The 14,940-nt window shown below is 64.0% G+C and carries 15 protein-coding genes; 10 read left to right on the forward strand and 5 right to left on the reverse strand.

Annotation, left to right across the window (positions count from 1 at the left end):
* Positions 1 to 5: 5 nt before the first annotated feature.
* On the reverse strand, positions 6 to 515 hold the full coding sequence (locus V1286_RS30375; RefSeq protein ID WP_334485887.1) for a DUF2380 domain-containing protein: 510 nt from the start codon (positions 513 to 515) through the stop codon (positions 6 to 8).
* A gap of 60 nt (positions 516 to 575) precedes the next feature.
* Entirely contained in the window at positions 576 to 998 is a 423-nt protein-coding gene (locus V1286_RS30380) for a DUF3280 domain-containing protein (protein ID WP_334485889.1), read from the reverse strand.
* 403 nt (positions 999 to 1,401) lie between these two features.
* Between V1286_RS30380 and V1286_RS30385 the strand changes: the two genes are divergently transcribed.
* From V1286_RS30385 to V1286_RS30395, 3 genes are all read left to right on the forward strand, one after another.
* Positions 1,402 to 2,808 (forward strand): sensor histidine kinase, encoded by a 1,407-nt coding sequence (locus V1286_RS30385; protein WP_334485892.1) that lies wholly within the window; start codon positions 1,402 to 1,404, stop codon positions 2,806 to 2,808.
* Entirely contained in the window at positions 2,796 to 3,476 is a 681-nt protein-coding gene (locus V1286_RS30390; RefSeq protein ID WP_334485894.1) for a response regulator transcription factor, read from the forward strand. The genes V1286_RS30385 and V1286_RS30390 overlap by 13 nt, the downstream gene beginning before the upstream one ends.
* A 164-nt stretch (positions 3,477 to 3,640) precedes the next feature.
* Positions 3,641 to 4,612: a peptidyl-alpha-hydroxyglycine alpha-amidating lyase family protein gene (locus V1286_RS30395; RefSeq protein ID WP_334485896.1), complete on the forward strand. Its 972-nt coding sequence runs from the start codon at positions 3,641 to 3,643 to the stop codon at positions 4,610 to 4,612.
* On the opposite strand, the gene V1286_RS30400 is transcribed toward V1286_RS30395, so the two are convergent.
* Positions 4,609 to 5,532 carry a LysR family transcriptional regulator gene (locus V1286_RS30400; RefSeq protein ID WP_334485898.1) on the reverse strand — a complete coding sequence of 308 codons (924 nt, stop codon included), beginning with the start codon at positions 5,530 to 5,532 and terminating at the stop codon, positions 4,609 to 4,611. The two genes, V1286_RS30395 and V1286_RS30400, sit on opposite strands and share 4 nt — an antisense overlap.
* 211 nt (positions 5,533 to 5,743) lie before the next feature.
* On the opposite strand from V1286_RS30400, the gene V1286_RS30405 reads away from it, so the two are divergent.
* Both V1286_RS30405 and V1286_RS30410 read left to right on the forward strand, forming a co-directional pair.
* Positions 5,744 to 6,169, forward strand: a complete 426-nt coding sequence (locus tag V1286_RS30405) for a YybH family protein (protein ID WP_334485900.1) — start codon at positions 5,744 to 5,746, stop codon at positions 6,167 to 6,169.
* Between the two features lie 49 nt (positions 6,170 to 6,218).
* Positions 6,219 to 6,851, forward strand: coding sequence for a LysE family translocator (locus tag V1286_RS30410; RefSeq protein ID WP_334485902.1), 633 nt, complete (start codon positions 6,219 to 6,221; stop codon positions 6,849 to 6,851).
* Positions 6,852 to 6,880: 29 nt separating this feature from the next.
* On the opposite strand, the gene V1286_RS30415 is transcribed toward V1286_RS30410, so the two are convergent.
* A complete protein-coding gene (locus V1286_RS30415) occupies positions 6,881 to 7,711 on the reverse strand; it encodes an N-acyl homoserine lactonase family protein (RefSeq protein WP_334485904.1) in 831 nt (276 codons plus the stop codon).
* A gap of 183 nt (positions 7,712 to 7,894) precedes the next feature.
* Complete coding sequence (locus V1286_RS30420) at positions 7,895 to 9,655, reverse strand: chloride channel protein (RefSeq protein ID WP_334485906.1); 1,761 nt, start codon at positions 9,653 to 9,655, stop codon at positions 7,895 to 7,897.
* 193 nt (positions 9,656 to 9,848) lie between these two features.
* Between V1286_RS30420 and V1286_RS30425 the strand changes: the two genes are divergently transcribed.
* The 5 genes from V1286_RS30425 to V1286_RS30445 all read left to right on the forward strand — a co-directional run bounded on the left by V1286_RS30425 (position 9,849) and on the right by V1286_RS30445 (position 14,921).
* Positions 9,849 to 10,406 carry an HNH endonuclease gene (locus tag V1286_RS30425; protein ID WP_027539519.1) on the forward strand — a complete coding sequence of 186 codons (558 nt, stop codon included), beginning with the start codon at positions 9,849 to 9,851 and terminating at the stop codon, positions 10,404 to 10,406.
* Positions 10,407 to 10,618: 212 nt separating this feature from the next.
* Positions 10,619 to 11,542, forward strand: coding sequence for a division plane positioning ATPase MipZ (locus V1286_RS30430; RefSeq protein WP_334485910.1), 924 nt, complete (start codon positions 10,619 to 10,621; stop codon positions 11,540 to 11,542).
* Between the two features lie 125 nt (positions 11,543 to 11,667).
* On the forward strand, positions 11,668 to 11,988 hold the full coding sequence (locus tag V1286_RS30435; RefSeq protein WP_334485912.1) for a hypothetical protein: 321 nt from the start codon (positions 11,668 to 11,670) through the stop codon (positions 11,986 to 11,988).
* A 281-nt stretch (positions 11,989 to 12,269) separates the two neighbouring features.
* The gene (locus V1286_RS30440) at positions 12,270 to 13,787 is read left to right on the forward strand and encodes an AMP-binding protein (protein ID WP_334485914.1); all 1,518 of its coding nucleotides are present in this window, start codon (positions 12,270 to 12,272) and stop codon (positions 13,785 to 13,787) included.
* Between the two features lie 162 nt (positions 13,788 to 13,949).
* The gene (locus tag V1286_RS30445) at positions 13,950 to 14,921 is read left to right on the forward strand and encodes a S1C family serine protease (RefSeq protein ID WP_334485916.1); all 972 of its coding nucleotides are present in this window, start codon (positions 13,950 to 13,952) and stop codon (positions 14,919 to 14,921) included.
* Positions 14,922 to 14,940: the final 19 nt, after the last annotated feature.

The following is a 14,940-nucleotide window of genomic DNA, read 5'->3' on the forward strand; positions in this document are numbered from 1 at the left end:
GCCGTTCACCATTCGCCGTGATCGAGGATTTGCCGGGCAAGGAAGGATTCCGCCCGGCGCCAGGCCGCGTCGTTGTCGCCGCGGAAGCTGATATAACGATAAAACACGACTTTCCGCGCTTTCACGTCGATGACGTCGAATTTCGCCTGCTGTATCAGCGTGCTCATCTTGTGAAAGCGGCCAATCAATAGATGGGTGGCGCCGGCCTCCTTCGCCTTGCCCAGCAGTTGACCGTCATGGATGTCGCCCACCGAGCAGGCGTTTGGCGGACATTCAAGCGCTGCATTTGCTATCTTTCCGCTCGCTACCAGATCGCTGCGCAACGCGGCTTCGAATTCACGCAGCCGCCGGCGATGGTCGGCGCTTTGATCGATCACCTCACCCGAGGTGTCGACATAGTGGATTTCGGCGACGGCGAGCACGAGCGTCGGCGCCTGCGCCCGACCTTGCCGGACAGAACAGGCGCAGACAACAGCGGCGGCGGTCAAGGCGAGGCTCAGCATCCGCATTTTCATCAGATTTTCCATCGCAAATGGTTCCTTTGCATTGCATAACTTGCGTTTCGTTCTGGCAAACTATTTCGCCTGCTCCAGCAGACGGTTTTCGATCAGCCACCGCGCCCCGCGGCTCCAGGCCACGTTGGCGCCCATACGCAGGTCGGTCTGCGCGACGGCGACGATCGCCCCGGATCTGGCGTCGCGAACCTTGTAGGTGACGGCGTATTCCATTCGGGTGATGCGCGTGACGATCCCGATCATTGATTGATCTGCGTCGAGGCCGGCGGCGATCCTGGCATCGCAGCCGTCGCAATCCCGCAACTTGCCCGCCTTCGCCGCCTGGTCGTTCACAGTGCTGACGTCGACCAGTTGGTAGCGCCCGGATGCCGCGATCAGCCGGCGGGCTTCCTCCGTCGACAGCAGCAACTGCTCGCGGTCGATGTCATCAGGGGAGACGTAGGCGGCCCCGGCGCTGAAATCCTCCAGTTCGAACGGAAACACCGCAATTTTGATCGGAGACGGCGCGACCGCCTCAGCGGCTCCAGCCGTCGATAGCGCTGCAAGTACGATGGCCGGAGCAAGGATAAGGGCGATGGAGCACATGGATCACCTCGGAACTGTTAGAGCCTTTTCGGTTCTGATTGCATCAGAACCGGGCTCTAGATTCTTGTTTTGATGCGTTTTCTTCACGCGAACCGGCGTCCACTTCGCTTGAAAACGCTCTATCTCGGAACTGCCTTACTCGTTGCGATATCGCCCGAGCTGCTGCCCTGCGGAAACGGCCGCTTTCCCTGGATCGGCCGGGTGAAATACCCGATCTTGTCCTGCCCCTCCTGCCCCACTTTCTTCCCGGCGAGATTTGCCTCACTATCGATGCCGATGGGAGAAAGCTTGAGGAGGAAGCTTGCGACAGGCATCCAACTCCGTGGCGAGCCACCCGCCCGCCATCGATCTGAAGCTGCGGCTGGCGTTACGCGTCGCGGCGCTCGCGGCGGTTTGCTTCATCGCGGTTGCAGCCTACGCCTTGTTTGACAGCGACCGTGTCGCGAAGGCCAAAGCAAGCCGTATCGCCGAGATCGTGGCCCGGGATATCTCGTTGCAGCAATCGCGGGCGCAATGGGTCTCGGTGTCCATCAACTCGACGCCGGATTTGCAGGGAATCGCGGCGTTGATGGAGCCGGGGCTCTGCATCGCCTACCGCGACAACGCCGGCGCGTTTCGGCAAGGCGTCTGCAGCGGAGCGCCCGCCGACGAAATGGCCGCCCCCGAAATCTTCGCGTCGCTCTACCGGGCCATTTTTCGGCCGGGTGAACCGGTCTCGATGCCGGTCCTCGTGGCGGGCAGTGCCCGGGGCACGGCCGTCGCGACCTTCGACCCGGCCACGCAGATCGGCCAGAGCTGGCGCGAGGCGAGCCGGCTGCTCTCCATCATGGCTTTCGCGCTGGCTGGGCTTTGCATTGCGGTCTATGCCACGCTGGCGCGCGCGCTGCGGCCGACGCGGGCCATTGGCGCCGGGCTGAACCAGCTGGCGGCGAACGACCTTTCCGCGCGGCTGCCCCGCTTCGATCTCGCGGAATTGTCTGTCATCTCCGGCGTATTCAATACGCTTGCAGAACGGCTGCAGACCACCCTCGCCGAACGCAACGCCCTGACGCGAAAGCTGATCGAAGTGCAGGACGAGGAGCGGCGCCATCTTGCACGCGAGTTGCACGACGAATTCGGCCAGTCGCTTTCCGCTATCGCGGCGCAGGCCGCCGCCGCCGCCCACACCGCGGAGCGCGAATGCCCGCCGCTCTACGAGGAATGCCGGGGCATCTCGCGCACGACCGCGCATATGATGGAAACCCTGCGCGGGGCGCTGGTGCGCCTGCGTCCGCCCGATGTCGAGGAACTCGGCCTCACGATCAGCCTCGAAAGCCTGGTTGCGAGCTGGAACGGTTTTGAGAAGGGCCGCACCCGCTTTGAGATTGCCGTCATTGGCGAGGCCGACGATTTGCCGCCCGGTGTCAGCGCCAGTCTTTACCGGATCGCGCAGGAGGCGATCACCAACGCGGCAAAGCACGCGCACGCCAGGCACGTGCAATTGCGCCTCGAGGCCGGAGATGCCGACATCGTCCTGAGCGTCGAGGACGATGGCGAAGCTGATGGCGCCAGCCTCGCGCCGAAAGCCGGCATGGGACTGCTCGGTATGCAGGAGCGCGTGGTTTCGCTCGGAGGGACCTTGCAATTCGAGCGGCGCGAGGCGGGCGGCGCCCGGCTTGTCGCGCGCATTCCCACCATGCGGGCGGAGCCTCAGCCATGGCAGCCTTAGACTTGGCGGACACCGCAGGCCGCACGCGCGTGATGCTGGCGGACGACCATGCCATCGTGCGCGAGGGCTATCGCTCGCTGTTGCAGAAGCAGGATCGCCTTCAGGTCGTCGCTGAGGCCGACAACGGGGCCGATGCCTATCGCGTCTACAAGGAAGCCAGGCCCGACCTCGTCATCATGGACCTGTCGATGCCCGGAATTGGCGGGGTCGAGGCCATCAGGCGCATCCGGCAGTGGGACAAGTCCGCGCGCATCCTTGTATTCACGATGCACCAGAGCGCCGCCTATGCGATCCAGGCGATCAAGGCCGGCGCACGCGGCTTCGTCACCAAAAGCAACCCGCCCGAGGCGCTGCTGCGCGCGATCGCCGAGGTCATGGCCGGGCGCATCGCACTCAGCCCCGACATCGACCACGAACTCGCCATCAACAGCCTCGCCGACGAGCCTTCGGCGATCGACGCACTGAGCCCGCGGGAATTCGAAGTCCTGCGCATGCTGCTGGCGGAGAAATCCGTGGACGAGATCGCAACCACGCTGCATATCAGCGTCAAGACCGCGGCCAACACCCGCTACCAGATCCGCGCCAAGCTCGGCGTCGGCTCCGACATCGAACTGGTACGCCTGGCGCTTCGCCAGCGGATCATCGCGGCGGAGGATATGAGGAGTTAGACTGGACGGGCTTCGACGCAAACCCGAAACGCGATCCGCGATGCATCTCGATACGCGCAAGAGACCACCATCGGCGGGCTGCGGCCATGCGCAAAAGCCCCTCGCGATCCGAACCGGCGTCTGCGACACTCGCATCAACGATGTAACATTGGGGAGGACCGAAGATGCCGGCTATTCTCGGCTCGGGCGAGCACCGTTATCGCGTCGTCGAAAACTGGGCGAAGCTGCCTGACGGCTGGAGCCTGACCGACGCCGCGTCCGTCGCGGTCGACAGCAAGGACCGCATCTATGTCTTCAACCGCGGCGACCATCCGATGGTGGTGCTGGACCGCGAAGGGAATTTCCTCAGGAGCTGGGGCGAAGGCCTGTTCAATCGTGCGCATGGTTTGCATATCGATGCCGACGACAATCTCTATTGCACCGATGACGGCGACCATACCGTGCGCAAGTGCACGACCGACGGCAAGGTACTGCTGACGATCGGCATCCCAAACAAGCCCGCGCCGTTCATGAGCGGCGAGCCGTTTCACCGCTGCACCCATACGGCGCTGTCGCCGAGGGGCGAGATCTATGTCTCGGACGGCTACGGCAATGCCTGCGTCCATAAATATTCGCCGGATGGAAAGCTGCTGAAAACCTGGGGCGAGCCCGGCACCGATCCCGGCCAGTTCAACATCGTCCACAACATCGCGACCGATGCCGACGGCTGGGTCTATGTCGCCGACCGCGAGAACCATCGCGTCCAGGTGTTCGACGGCAACGGCAAATACGAGACGCAGTGGAACAATCTGCACCGGCCCTGTGCGCTGTGTCGTTGCGGCGGCGGCAAGCAGCCGAATTTCATCATCGGCGAGCTCGGCCCCGGCCTGGCCGTCAACCGCAAGGTGCCCAATCTCGGCCCTCGACTCTCGATCGTCGATTCAAAAGGCAAGCGCATCGCCCGCCTCGGCGGCGAGAACGGCCCGGGGCTGGAGGCCGGAAAATTCCTCGCGCCGCACGGCATCGCGATGGATTCCAATGGCGACATCTATATCGGCGAAGTCGGCGTCACCGACTGGAAGACCAGCTTTCCGGACACGCCGATGCCGCCGGAGGTTCGGGTGAGCCGCTGCCTGCAGAAGCTGGAGAAGATCTAGGCGGCAGGACGGGATCGGCCCTGCCCGTCGAACAGATTGTGCTCACGGGCAAGGCCCTCTCCAACGATTTCGAAGAACGCTCGCACCCGCGCGGTCCGCTTCAGGTCGGCGTGGGTCACGATCCATAGTTCGCCAACCAAATCCGGCACCGGACCGGGCAGCGCGCGGACGAGGTCGGCATCTTCGTCGCCGAGATAGCAGGGAAGCAGCGCGAGACCGATGCCGGCTTTCGCGGCGGCAAACTGATTGACGAGGCTGTTGGTCCGGTAGACGAAGGCGTCGTCCGGCGCCATGCGATTCAGCCAATCGGCAGCCATGATGCCAACAGCCGTTTCTTCCCATCCGATCAGGGCGTGACGGCGGAGATCGTCCGCGGAAGAAATCGTCCCGCCGCTCTCTTCGAGATAGGCCACAGCGCCATAGATCGTCCATGCGACGTCGGCGAGCTTGCGGCCCCAGAGGTCGCCCTCCTTCGGCCGCATGGGACGAAGCGCGATGTCCGCCTCCCGTCGCGAGAGGTTGAGGACGCGGTTGTCGACCACGAGCTCGACGATGATGCCGGGATGGGTTTGCCGGAACGTTGCGAGATGGCTGGTCAGCTTTCGATAGGCCAGCGTTTCCGAGGAGGTGACGCGCAAGCGGCCGGAGAGGTGGCGGTCGCGGCCGGCAATGTCGCGGTCGATGGCGAGCGCTTCATCTTCCATCCGCTCGGCGGCTGCCGCCATCCGCTCGCCCGCCGGCGTCGCCTGGTAAGCGCCGCCGGGAAGCCGTTCGAACAGACGAACACCGAGCCGCGTTTCCAGGGCATTCAGACGCCGGAACGCGGTCGAATGGTCAATATCAAGCGCTTTGGCGGCACCGGTGAGGCTGCTTGCCCGATGCACCGCCAATACGAGTTGAGGCTCGTTCCAGTCCTCCATGGCTGCACAGCTAGGGGTCCCTTGCAGTTTCGCAAGCCGCGCTGGCGCATTTCCAACGTGCTTTCCGCTGCGCCAGACGTTACCTGTCTGAGCAGCGAGAAAAGCGAGATAATGGAACACAGCATGACGCCAGTTCAGCTTTGCTGCCGTAGCACGAGGCGGCTTGCGTCAGCTCGCTGATCGATCAACCCTGAACATGGGGAGTTGAGCCATGGGAGCTCCGTCACCCGAGCTTTGCAATCTCTGGCTGGCACGCGCATTCAATGCACAGGACGTCGATGCCGCGGCCGCGATGTACCACCCCGATGCCTCGATCGTTCAGGTCGACGAAGTCCATGGCGGCAGCACTATCGCGCGCGGCGCCGACGGCATCCGCAAGACGATGGCCGCCTATGTCGGATTGAAGCCGCACATGGACGTCGTGACCCATCACACCACCGTCTCCGGCGACTTCGCGATGACGCGGTCGCAATGGCTGATCAAGGGCACCGACAAGGACGGCAAGCCAACCGAGGTGCATCATCACGGCATGGAGGTTCACCGCCGGTTGCCCGATGGCAGCTGGGTGTTTTTCATGGATCACCCGTTCGGTGCCGATCCGAGCTGGGCGGTCGAAGCTCCGCCGCACACCGAATAAGCCAAGCCGTGCGACTCAAGCCCGTGCAAGCCGCCCGGAGGATTAGACAATGCAAGAACTAGCAACGCTCGCCAGTATCGTTGCCGCGCTCAGCGTCGGAGTGATCAGCCCCGGGCCGAGCTTCGTGATGGTGGCCCGCGTGGCTGTCGCATCAAGCAGAATTCGCGCGCTTGCCACAGCGTTGGGTATGGGCGTGGGAGGCACCATCTTCGGCGCGGCGGCGCTGCTCGGGCTGCAGAGCGTCCTGCTGGCGGTGCCCGCGCTCTATGCTGCCCTCAGGGTCGTTGGCGGTCTGTACCTTTGCTACCTCGGATTTCTCATATTCAGATCTGCGCGGCAGCCTCTCGCGGCTGTCGCCGACAGCGGCAAGGGCAGCAGCCGGCCCCTTACAGCGTTCTGGCTGGGCCTTACAACACAGCTCAGCAACCCGAAGGCCGCCATCGTCTATGCAAGCGTGTTCGCCGCTTTTCTCCCGGCGTCGTTCACGCTGGGGTTCGCTGCCGCGCTGCTTGCAGCCGTGCTTTTCGTCGAGACCGGCTGGTATGTATTGGTCGCCCTTCTCTTCTCGTCGTCAGGGCCGCAACGGGCTTATCTGTCTTGCAAGTCGTGGGTTGATCGAGCAGCCGGCGCCGTGATGTTCGCTCTCGGGCTGAAGCTCATTACCAGCGCCGCCAAACCGTAGACGGGCAGCCTGCAGAAGCTGGAGAAGATCTAGACCTCGGCGCCGGCCAATTGCCGGCCCGCCAGCCGCGCCGCCGCCTGCGGATCATGGGTTGGCAGATAGACGGTCGGACGGGACTGGACGAAATTCCGGATCGCGTCGAGGGTGGCGGTGGAAACCCCCTCGTCGGCGCTGACACCGTCGAGCTTGCCCGCGAGCATCAATCTCTCGTCGTAGGAAGTGTCGCCAGCGAAAAAATAGGTGGTATTGCCATCGTCGGCCACGATCGAGAGATGATCGGCCGTGTGGCCGGGCGTGGCGACTGCGATAACATCTCCCGCGGCCGTCAATCGCCGGCTTTGCGCGAAGGGTCCGAACGACCGGGCTTCAAGCCGCAACGGCGCCGGATCGAACCAGGACGGCCAGCGGTGCGGAAGATAGCCGCGCATCCGGCCCGCAAAGCCGCTGGCGATTTTCAACTCACCCGGCGCCACCAGGATTTCGCTGTTCGGGAAATGCGCCAGCCCGCCGTCGTGATCCATGTGCAGATGGGTGAGAACGACCCGTTTGACATCGCGCGGGCCCACACCAAGTGCACGCAGCTGCGGACCGATCTCCTGCTCCGGCTCGATCCGGAACGCAACTTCCCAACGGACATAGGGATGCAACGACTTGCCGGATTCGAGCAGATGCGCACCCTGCCCGGTATCGACCACGATCACGCCTTCGCTGCAGTCGATGGCCCATGCATAGGTCGGGAGCCAATCGGTCCAGGTGGGGTCGGCAAAAATAGCGAGCCGCCGCGACCATCCATGTCCGCGTCCTTCGACCTGCGCGGTTTTGATCCGGACAAAGCCGGTCTGAATCGCGTGAACTTTCATGGCAGCCTCTGCGATGGTTGGAAACCCCAGGAAACCTCAGGTTAAGCGCCTTGATCATCGGCGGCTAGCGCGCCGGCGCACGAACGACCCGCGCGATCACGGTGGATTGACCAGCGGGCGCGTTAACTTTGCCATCCAGGAACCGCGGCAGCCTGTCGAGGCCAGCGCCATAGACGCCGGCGCTCAAACCTCGCCGATCGCCTCCCGCCTGCGTTTGTCGGATTCTTCCGCGTAGCGCCGCATGGCATGGGCTTCGGTGAGAATTCCGACCGGCCGATGTTCGCCGCCGGCTTCGACGACCGCCAGCGATTCCGCTTCGGCGGCGTCAAATACCGCGATGGCTTCCTGAATGTTCATGACCGGATGCAGCACGACGTCCCGATGATGCAGGATGCCGATGAGACCGCGTGTGGCATCGATGTCAGGTGCGTGCGCTTCGGCGACCACAGCCAGCCCGACATAGCGCCCCGTGGCATCGACCGCGACGACCTGCGTCTTCGATCCCAGCGGAAATTTCACCCGGAAGTCCTCGATCCCGATACCGGCATCGACCGTGGCGACATCCGACCGCATCAGGCGCCGCACCGTGAGATCGCGGATCCAGCCGACATCGGCGGCGCTGCGGATGGTTTCGCCGCGCAGATGCAGGCGCCAGGTCGCGAACGAGTAGCCGAACAATTCGCGGGTGATCTGGGTGGAGATCATGACCGCGACCAGCACCACCGTGGTGAGCCAGAGATTGCCGGTCGATTCGAGCGCGATGAACGACATCGTCAGCGGGCCGCCGATCACCGACGCCGACAGCGCGCTCATCCCGATCACGGCATAGACATTGGGATCCAGCGCAAGGCCCGGCCAGACCAGATCGACGCCGGCGGCGTACAGCCGGCCGCCGAGCGCACCCATGAACAGCGTGGCGAAGAACAATCCACCGCGAAAGCCAGAGCCGAGCGAGATGATCGAGGCCAGCGCCTTCAGCGCGAAGACGCCGGCGATGATCTGCAACGGCATCGAAACGAGGCCGGAAAAATGCAACGCGCCGTGACCTGATGACATCACCTGCGGCGTCAGCAGCGCGAGCAGACCGACGGCGAGGCCGCCGAGTGCCGGGCGCAGCGGCGGCCAGAGACGGGTCTTCGCCAGCCCCGTCTCGCACAACGCGACGCCGCGCATGATGAGGATGCCGAACAGTGCCGCCAAAATTCCGAGCAGCGCAGCAACCGCAAGATCGCGCCCGACCACGTCGCCGACCGGGCCGACGCTGATGCCGAGCGACAGGTCCTCAAATCCATGGGTGACGAAATAACCCGCCACGGCGGCGACGCCGACGGGCGTCAGGCTGGCCGACGTATAGCCTCCGATCACGAGTTCGAAAGCATAGAAGGCGCCGGCGAGCGGGGCGCCGAACGCGCCCGAGATCGCAGCCGCCGCTCCACAGCCGACCATGATGCGCTGGTCGGCGCGGCGCAGGTGAAATCCACGGCCGAGCGAAGCGGCAAGGCCGCTCGCAAGTTGGGTATATCCGGCTTCGAGGCCGACCGACGCTCCGACCCCGCTGGACCAGGTGGTCTGCAGGGCCACGATGACGCTGCCGCGAAACGACATCCGCCCGCCATGAAGGGCGTTGGCCTCGATCGGGTCGATCTCGCGCGCAGGCCGCCAGCGCAGCAACAGCAGCAGGGCGCCCCCCAGCAGCAAGCCGCCGAGACTTGGAACCAGCACGGCCCGCAGCGTCTCGACACTCGGCTGGCTGGAAAGCCGCTCCGTGGTGCTGATGTTGAACAGCAGCGCGTGCAGCGCCGCTACCGCCACACTCATCGCCAGCACCACCAGGCCGCCGATGGTTCCGATCATCGCCGCCAGCACCACCAGGCTCGTTTCATGGGCGCGAACGAACGCCCGTAACCGGCGCGGAGCCTCAAGATAACGTGAAGGGGTGGCCATTTTTGAGGTCCGCCAGCGGCTGAACGATGCCTGTCCGTCCGGTTTAGCGGTCTTCACGGCCATGTTGCAAATGCGGGCGGAACGGTGGCAGTGGCGGATAAGGCCCGGAACGCTCTTCACAATCCCGTCACGCTGCCTGTAGTATGCAAGGCGCATGCTGCTTCGCAGCTAACATGGGGGTCAGGAGCGTTACTTGAACGCACATGTCTCGCAAGGCGGTTGGCCGGTATTGGTGCTGAACGCGGATTTCCGGCCGCTGAGTTACTACCCGCTGTCTCTCTGGTCGTGGCAGGACGCGATCAAGGCGGTATTTCTCGATCGCGTCAACATTGTCGAGCACTACGACCGCGCGGTGCGCAGCCCGACCTTCGAGATCCAGCTTCCGAGCGTGGTGTCGCTGAAGTCGTTCGTCAAGCCGACGACGCACCCCGCCTTCACCCGGTTCAACGTCTTCCTGCGCGACCGCTTTGTCTGCCAGTACTGCCACGCGCATGACGACCTCACCTTCGATCACATCATCCCGCGCAGCAAGGGCGGCCAGACCACCTGGGAAAATGTCGTCGCAGCCTGTTCGCCGTGCAATCTGCGCAAGGGCAATCTGACGCCGCAGCAGGCGCGGATGTTTCCAAGGCAACACCCGTTTGCGCCAACGGTGCATCAACTGCATCGCAACGGGCGACTGTTTCCGCCGAACTATCTGCACGATAGCTGGCTGGATTATTTGTACTGGGATACCGAGCTCGATCCGTAGGATTCGCGCCACGGATTTGTCGCGCCATCCCTCGGTTGGCCTTCTGTTCGAGCCGGCAACAACATCAACACAAATGGGCGACTGGCCGTTCCAGGAACAAACTGGCTGATTGCGCAGTTATTCAATCCCTTGGCCTGCAGGGACTGCCGCCGCCTCGCGGATCTCGTCCCTCCTGAGCAGGCTTGAAAGCAACCGAATGTTAAGGCGCAGCCGTGCTTACCGCGCCCGTACATCAATTGCGTCCCCCGCCGCATGTCGTCGTGGTCGGTAATGAGAAGGGCGGCTCGGGCAAAACCACTATCGCAATGCACATCGCGGTTGCGCTGCTGAAGGCCGGCCAGCGCGTCGCAACCGTCGACCTCGACAGCCGGCAGCGGACACTCACCCATTATGTCGAGAGCCGGCGCGACTGGGCGCGGCGGAAACAAGTCGATCTGGAGTTGCCGACGCATTCCTGCATCGCACGCGTCGAAGGTGCCATGGTGGCGGAAAACGAGGCCGCCGAATGCTCCGATTTTCAGCGAGCGATTGCCGCTGCACAGGATCGCCATGACTTCGTCGTGATCGATACGCCTCCGCATGACAGCTATCTGATGCGGCTCGCCCATTCGATCACCGACACCCTGGTGACGCCGCTCAGCGACAGTTTTGTCGACCTCGATGTGCTGGCGACGCTCGATCCGGTCACGTTGACGGTCACGGGGATCAGCCATTACGGCGAGTTGGTGCGCGAGACGCGTCGCCATCGCCGGCCGGTCGATGGCGCCCTCATCGATTGGGTGGTCGTGCGCAACCGGATTTCGCCGCGACGATCATCTACCGCCCAGGTTCTTTGCGGCTGCTTGCAGGAGCTGGCCCTCGATGCAGGTTTTCGAGTTGTACCCGGCTTTCACGACCGCCCGATTTATCGCGACCTTTTTCCCCGGGGGCTCACCGCGCTGGACGCGCTATGCGAGACAATGCCCGGCATCGATGGGGAGGTCTCTCGCATCCCCGCGTGCTGCGAGGTTGAGGGCCTGCTCGAGGGGTTGAAACTGCCGATCAACGATCGCGCTCGCCGCCATGCAGCGCTTCGCGCCGAATGGTTTGCTTCTCGCGATCGCCCGCTGGATACCGATATCCTGGCCGGTCCGTAAAGTGCGAAGCTATCACGGTGGAACTTGCGGTCAAAAACCTCGTGAGCGCCGGGAACGACCGCGCGCGGTGTGGGTTCGGTAGTTCGGTTGCAAGCCTTAACAAGCAGTGAAGGAGTTTGCGGAACATGACAACGAGATCGCGCATTTGCTCGACGGCCGGCCTGGCAATCGCCGGTTTGTTGGCCCTCAGCGTCACCGGTGCGTCGGCACAGGCAATCTATGTCGATTCATATGCCGACCCCTATCCCGTAGCCGATCCGTATCCCGTGGCAGTGGCTCCGGGCAGCGTTTACGTCGCACCAGGGCCGGTTATCGGAGCACCGCCGATCGTGCGGCCCCGCACCGTGGTGGTGAGCCGTCGGGCCTATGTGCCGGCCCCCGCGTTTGGCGCGCCGGTGCCCCTCGACTACGCACCCTACGGCAACATTGTCGTTTCTGACTGGTGAGCCGAACGCGTAGACGCCCAACGCCCGCGTAGGAAGGCCCCGCCGAAGCGGGGCCTTTTCTTTTCGCGGTCTGCCTCGCAGCGTGCCGACCCCTTGCGGTCGAACATGGCGCCACTGCGCTGATTCAAGCCGGTAACAATGTCCGGGCAAATGCGTTCCGACCCGGCACACGTGCTCCGGTCTCCCTTCACTCAGCCACCTAATTCTGTCACGATACTTTTGAGGCGCCCGCCTCGTCACAACCACAAGAGCGGCAACAACGCCCCAACGGAAACGCCCCCATGCTCATTCCCATCGCCGACGTGCCGCGCTGGTATGCCGAACGGAAACCGAAGGACACCATCGCGGTCAGCCACGGTGACGATGCCATCACTTGGGAGCAGCTCGAGCGCAACGCCAACCGGCGCGCACGTGCTTTTGCCGCTAAAGGCGTCAAGCCCGGCGATTTCGTTGCCATCGGGCTGCCCAACAGCAATGTGTTTTTCGAGACCACCTTTGCAGTGTGGAAATGTGGCGCGACGCCGACGTCGCTGACTTGGCGATTGCCGCGCGGCGAGGCCGCAGCCGTGCTCGACATCCTCAAGCCATCGCTGGTGGTCGGCGGCCAGCCCGACTGGAACGCGCCCAATTCAGTGCCGGCCGATTTCGTGCTGGATGGCTTTTCCGACGAGCCAATCAGCAATCCGGTGGCGCGCTACTGGAAGGCGATGACCAGCGGCGGCTCGACCGGTCGGCCGAAAGTGATCCTCGATCACAAGCCCGCCGTGGTCGATACCGGCGGATCGGCGGCGCTCGGCATGCCACTCGGCGCTTCCCTGCTCAACCCCGGCCCGCTCTACCACAACGCCCCCTTCATCGTTTCGCACACCGCGCTGTTCAACGGCGGACGCGTCACCGGCCTCGTCAAATTCGACGCCGAGGAATGCTTGCGCCTGATCGAGGCCAGCCGGGTACAGTGGGTCAATTTCGTGCCCACCATGATGCACCGGATCTGGGCGCTGCCCGACGAGGTGCGCAACCGCTACGACTTGTCCAGCCTGCAGATCGTGTTTCACATGGCCGCGCCGATGCCGCCATGGCTGAAGGAAAAATGGATCGAGTGGTTGGGGCCCGAGCGCATCTACGAACTCTATGGCGGCACCGAAGCACAGGGCGCCACGATCATATCGGGCGTCGAATGGCTCGAACACCGCGGCTCGGTCGGCAAGATCGGCGAGACCGCGCGCCTGCGCATCATCGGCGAAGACGGCAACGAGGTCGCCACCGGCGAAACCGGCGAGATCTATTTCCTGCCCAATGACGGCGCCGGCTCGACCTATCACTATCTCGGCGCCGAGCCGAAGCGCCGCGCCGACGGCTGGGAATCGCTCGGCGACATCGGAAGGTTGGATGCGGAAGGCTATCTCTATCTCGGCGACCGCCTCGCCGACATGATTTTGCGCGGCGGCGCGAACATCTATCCGGCGGAAGTCGAGGCCGCGGTGACGGAACATCCCGAGGTGCGTTCCTGCGTCGCTGTAGGCCTCCCCGATCCGGAATTCGGGCAGCGCGTGCACGCCATCCTCGAACTCGACCCGAGCGCCGATGCACAGGCGGTTGCCGACGGCATGGCCGCGTTCCTGGCCGACCGGCTCAGCCGCTACAAGCACCCGGAAAGTTTTGAGGCCGTTACCGTCGGCCTGCGCGACGATTCCGGCAAGGTTCGCCGGACGCTGCTGCGCGACGAACGCGCGGGCTGGCTGAAGCAAAATCGCGATTTCCGGATCATGCCGTCGCGCGAACGGGCCAAGGCGAGCTAACCTTCAATGTCCGTGGAACATTTATAAATATGGCCTCTTATGAGTCGCATGACGGCCCTTTTTGGGGGACACTTTCAAGACGGCCGTTTGCAGCATAGATTGTCATGAATTCCCGGCGCTTTCGCCCTGCCGAAAGCGCGCCGGTTCCCCAGGAGACCATCCATGGCCACTTTGACCGAGTGGAGAGTGCCGCCCGCAAACCAGCCGCGCGCGAGCGACTACGCTTTCGACCTCGACAAAGCCCTGTCGTCGGTTGTCGGGCTGCATTCGATCATCCCGTCCGATGCCCACAGCGCGGAGACGCTCGGCACCGAACGTGCCGGCAATGGCGTCGTGATCGATAGCGGGCTGGTGCTGACGATCGGCTATCTCATCACCGAGGCTGAAGCAGTGTGGCTGCATCGCGGCGACGGCCGCGTCGTGGAAGGCCACGCGCTCGGCTTCGATTTCGAATCCGGCTTCGGCCTGGTGCAGGCGCTCGGCGACCTCGATCTCGAACCGCTGCCGCTCGGTTCTTCAGCCACCACCCAGGTCGGTGACCGCGTGGTGGTCGGCGGTGCCGGCGGGCGCACGCGCTCGGTCGCAAGCCAGATCGCGGCCAAGCAGGAATTCGCCGGCTATTGGGAATATCTGCTGGATGAGGCGATCTTCACCCATCCCGCGCATCCGAATTGGGGCGGCACCGGGCTGATCTCGAACCGCGGCGAACTGATCGGCATCGGCTCGCTGCAGCTCGAACGCGAGCGCGAGGGCAAGGCCGAGCACGTCAACATGATCGTCCCGATCGACCTCTTGAAGCCCGTGCTCGACGACATCAGGAAATTCGGCCGCGTCAACAAGCCGTCACGGCCGTGGCTCGGCATGTACACCACCGAGATCGACAACCGCGTCGTGGTGGTCGGCATCGCCAGCAAGGGACCGGCAGCGCGCGCCGAATTGAAGACGGGCGACGTCATCCTCGCGGTCAACGGCGACAAGATCACCAGCCAGACCGGCTTCTACCGCAAGCTCTGGTCGCTCGGTGCCGCCGGCGTCGACGTGCCGCTCACCGTCTACCATGAGGGCGTTACCTTCGACGTGGTGCTGAGCTCGACCGACCGCGCCAGGCTGTTGAAGGCGCCAAGGCTTCACTGAGCTAGGGCTGCATTAAGAA

The sequence above is a fragment of the Bradyrhizobium algeriense genome (assembly GCF_036924595.1).
GTDB classification, from domain to species: Bacteria; Pseudomonadota; Alphaproteobacteria; order Rhizobiales; family Xanthobacteraceae; genus Bradyrhizobium; species Bradyrhizobium algeriense.

What these genes read in the sequence shown, in the direction of transcription:
- V1286_RS30390 (WP_334485894.1), top strand. Translation starts at nt 2,796, where the DNA reads ATGGCAGCCTTAGACTTGGCGGACACCGCAGGCCGCACGCGCGTGATG.
- V1286_RS30410 (WP_334485902.1), top strand. Translation starts at nt 6,219, where the DNA reads ATGCAAGAACTAGCAACGCTCGCCAGTATCGTTGCCGCGCTCAGCGTC.
- V1286_RS30400 (WP_334485898.1), bottom strand. Translation starts at nt 5,532, where the DNA reads ATGGAGGACTGGAACGAGCCTCAACTCGTATTGGCGGTGCATCGGGCA.
- V1286_RS30440 (WP_334485914.1), top strand. Translation starts at nt 12,270, where the DNA reads ATGCTCATTCCCATCGCCGACGTGCCGCGCTGGTATGCCGAACGGAAA.
- V1286_RS30405 (WP_334485900.1), top strand. Translation starts at nt 5,744, where the DNA reads ATGGGAGCTCCGTCACCCGAGCTTTGCAATCTCTGGCTGGCACGCGCA.
- V1286_RS30415 (WP_334485904.1), bottom strand. Translation starts at nt 7,711, where the DNA reads ATGAAAGTTCACGCGATTCAGACCGGCTTTGTCCGGATCAAAACCGCG.
- V1286_RS30395 (WP_334485896.1), top strand. Translation starts at nt 3,641, where the DNA reads ATGCCGGCTATTCTCGGCTCGGGCGAGCACCGTTATCGCGTCGTCGAA.
- V1286_RS30445 (WP_334485916.1), top strand. Translation starts at nt 13,950, where the DNA reads ATGGCCACTTTGACCGAGTGGAGAGTGCCGCCCGCAAACCAGCCGCGC.
- V1286_RS30435 (WP_334485912.1), top strand. Translation starts at nt 11,668, where the DNA reads ATGACAACGAGATCGCGCATTTGCTCGACGGCCGGCCTGGCAATCGCC.
- V1286_RS30420 (WP_334485906.1), bottom strand. Translation starts at nt 9,655, where the DNA reads ATGGCCACCCCTTCACGTTATCTTGAGGCTCCGCGCCGGTTACGGGCG.
- V1286_RS30375 (WP_334485887.1), bottom strand. Translation starts at nt 515, where the DNA reads ATGAAAATGCGGATGCTGAGCCTCGCCTTGACCGCCGCCGCTGTTGTC.